At 38.4% G+C, this 2,987-nt stretch carries 5 protein-coding genes; all 5 read right to left on the bottom strand.

The features are described from left to right. Window positions 1–28 precede the first annotated feature (28 nt). On the bottom strand, window positions 29–997 hold the full coding sequence (locus L655_RS0102875; RefSeq protein WP_024604033.1) for an IS30 family transposase: 969 nt from the start codon (window positions 995–997) through the stop codon (window positions 29–31). A gap of 73 nt (window positions 998–1,070) precedes the next feature. Beyond that, window positions 1,071–1,424: a response regulator gene (locus L655_RS0102870; protein WP_024604032.1), complete on the bottom strand. Its 354-nt coding sequence runs from the start codon at window positions 1,422–1,424 to the stop codon at window positions 1,071–1,073. Between the two features lie 92 nt (window positions 1,425–1,516). Beyond that, window positions 1,517–1,921, bottom strand: a complete 405-nt coding sequence (locus L655_RS0102865) for a DUF1761 domain-containing protein (RefSeq protein WP_002959069.1) — start codon at window positions 1,919–1,921, stop codon at window positions 1,517–1,519. Between the two features lie 150 nt (window positions 1,922–2,071). Then, window positions 2,072–2,533, bottom strand: a complete 462-nt coding sequence (gene ybaK / locus L655_RS0102860; protein ID WP_024604031.1) for a Cys-tRNA(Pro) deacylase — start codon at window positions 2,531–2,533, stop codon at window positions 2,072–2,074. Window positions 2,534–2,675: 142 nt separating this feature from the next. Beyond that, window positions 2,676–2,987 (bottom strand): group II intron maturase-specific domain-containing protein (locus L655_RS0102855; protein WP_024605253.1); only part of this gene is annotated, 312 nt, incomplete at its 5' end.

Genomic DNA, 2,987 nt, shown 5'->3' with positions numbered 1-2,987 from the left:
ACTTGAATTCAAGTATTAAGTGCAATCATTATGCAGCCACCAGAACTTCTGATTGCCCCGTAAATAATTCATGAGGGGTTTTATACCCTCTTGTTTTTCTTGGCCGATGGTTGAGCTTATCAACTGCCGCCTGTATCTCTGCTTCACTTAGCGCCATAAAGTCAGTTCCCTTGGGGAAGAAGCGTCTAAGTAAGCCGTTGGTATTCTCATTTATGCCCCGCTCCCATGATGAATAGGGATGAGCGAAATACACATCAGCTTCTAATGCTTGTGCAACATGCTCATGGTGAGCAAACTCTTTTCCATTATCTAACGTCACGGTAATAACCTTACCTTTATATGGTGTCATACACTTGATCAGCGCATCGGCTGTTATTTTCGCATGCTTGCTTTCAATTCTGTGAACGACTGTATATAACGTTTTACGTTCAACCATTGTGACAAGCGCATTTTTACGCCCTTTACCTATCACTGTATCGCCCTCCCAATCACCAATCCTAGACTTTGAATCCACAATACTTGGGCGTTCATCAATGCTGACTCGATTAACTATCTGTCCACGTTTATCATAGCTTCCATAGCGTTTTTTATACTTTTTACATGCACGAGTGAGTGTCTTATGTAGCTTGCCACCACGAGCCTTGTCTCTGTAAATATATTGATAAATTGTTTCATGATGTAAAACGACCTGTTTCTCTAAAGCTAAGCGGCCTGCCACTTGCTCAGGGGAAAGTCCGTCATGCAACAATTTATTAATCCAGTGAGTGACGTCCTCTGTTAACTTACTTGCTTTGAAAGATGACTTACGTCTTTGTTCAGCAAAGTTATTGGCTTGGTTAGGCCGATAGCCTTTAAGTCCTTTATTGCGTTTTAGCTCTCTAGAAATAGATGACGGTGAACGAGTTAGTTCTTCAGCTATCTGCTTTTGGTTATTTCCTGCTTTTATTAACGCGTAAATCTGGTATCTTTCTTCTTGTGTCAGCTGTTTATATTTCATTAAAGCAATTTCCTTTGGCGAGAAAATGGCCGAATTATAACAGCTGGCCATCTAATCTGAGAAATTGCACTTATTATCCGAATTTAGGAGATGATAATACATTCATATTAAAAGGTTTAATTATAAACCCCGACACTTTAGCTGCAATAACTTGCTTAACTTTATCTGTACCATCTTCACAGGTAACCATTAATACAGGAATATCAGCAAGAGCTTCATCTTTTCGAATATTTGCGAGTAAATCAACACCATTCATTTTTGGCATATGGAGGTCTGTAATAACCAAATCAAAATGCTGATTGCGTAAAAAAGCCAAAGCTTGTAATCCATCAGTAGCTTCAACGATATTGCAATACTCCAATTTTCTTAGCATATTAATTAAAACATGACGCATGAGCGGCATATCATCAACTACTAATATTTTCATTAATACCGCTACCAAATCATGTAAATACGATTATATAAACCTACTCTACTCTCAGGTAAGAATCAAACCGGGCATTAACGGCTACTCAACCCTTACGGCCAAATACCTAAAATAAGCCCCATTAACGAAAACTGTAAAATACAGTAACTCCCGTTAATTAAAAATAGCTTTAAAGGGCGTTGCTCAAATATATAACTTAACCCTAGTGAACTACTGATCCAAAAAAAGCCGATCACAAAGCCTGTTCCTATACACTCAACTAAGCTTGCGTCTTTACCTAAAAATAGAGACAACATTAAAGCCGCTATAAATACTAAAAAGAAGCTGCCGCCAAATATCAACTTAGGATTGGCTGATTGTAAATCAAGGTCAGTTAAGCCAATACTTTCTAGCCAAGCGTTTTTAAAGAGTGCTTTTGAGTACCATATGCCGCCAAGCATAAAAGAAGACAATGCAGCCACCAGTATTGCAAAATAATCTACATCTAAAAGGTTCATACAAACAGCCGTATACAAAATGTGTAATACCGTTTGGTATTAAATATTAACGGTATAAAGATACTCTCAATGTAGTTACAAATAAGGTATTGAGCAAATTGCTTAACTTGAGTTAATTGCCTTTATGAAGAGTAATTTTAAAAATAAAGGCTATAAATCGCCAAATTTAGCGTCAGTTAACGCCGCTAAATTAGTTGGGGAGAGTGCGATTTCTAAACCTCGCTTTCCGGCGCTCACATAAATAGTATCAAAAAGTGAAGCACTACTATGAATAAACGTAGCTAAGCGTTTTTTTTGTCCAAGTGGACTTACTCCCCCTAAAATATAACCAGTGCTAGCTTGAACTTTTTGCGGGGCAGCCATTGCTACTTTTTTGGCACCACATAATTTTGCCAACTGTTTTAAGTTAACTTGTTGCGACACAGGAGTAACAGCAACAATTAGCTGCCTTTCATGCGTTTCAAGAACGAGAGTTTTATATACTTGGGCGCTATCTAAATTTAACTTTTCAACAGCTTCAAGCCCATATTGACTATTACCTGCATCGTGTTCGTAACTGAGTACTTCAAAGGGGATTTTTTGTTTTTTAAGTAATTCGATTGCTGGGGTCATACTATTTAATCGTGTTTTTTTTAACAGTAACAAAAATAAAATTTAAAGCATCGAGTAGGGTGAGGCTTATGCCTCATCCCTCTCACAGAACCGTACGTACGGACCTCGTATACGGCTCCTGTACCCTTCACATTTTATCAACTTATTTCCTAAACGCTGATAAAGCAAGCCATCCCGTATTCACTTTTTCTATTGGATATAAACCAAGCTCCTCAAACCATTGGTTTGGCATCGATACACAAGATAAAGGGCTTAGTGAGTTACGCCACGAGTTCATCTTTATGAACTTAAACGGTGGCTTTTTCCCTAACTGCTTTAGTCGTCGATGTAGCCTTGATGGCTTCTTCCACAACCTCAGCTGTATTGCCCTTAGTCTTCGTCTGATCCAACCTGCCAAGGCTTTTAGCTCTCGCTTACAATTGGCTATACTAAAATAATTTACAAAACCGCGCAC

This window comes from Pseudoalteromonas sp. TAE79 (genome assembly GCF_000498015.1).
Taxonomy (GTDB): domain Bacteria; phylum Pseudomonadota; class Gammaproteobacteria; order Enterobacterales; family Alteromonadaceae; genus Pseudoalteromonas.
The sequence above is the reverse complement of the archived record's forward strand: the minus strand, read 5'-3'. Positions and strand labels throughout refer to the sequence as shown.

What these genes read in the sequence shown, in the direction of transcription:
- ybaK (WP_024604031.1), bottom strand. Translation starts at nt 2,533, where the DNA reads ATGACCCCAGCAATCGAATTACTTAAAAAACAAAAAATCCCCTTTGAA.
- L655_RS0102870 (WP_024604032.1), bottom strand. Translation starts at nt 1,424, where the DNA reads ATGAAAATATTAGTAGTTGATGATATGCCGCTCATGCGTCATGTTTTA.
- L655_RS0102865 (WP_002959069.1), bottom strand. Translation starts at nt 1,921, where the DNA reads ATGAACCTTTTAGATGTAGATTATTTTGCAATACTGGTGGCTGCATTG.
- L655_RS0102875 (WP_024604033.1), bottom strand. Translation starts at nt 997, where the DNA reads ATGAAATATAAACAGCTGACACAAGAAGAAAGATACCAGATTTACGCG.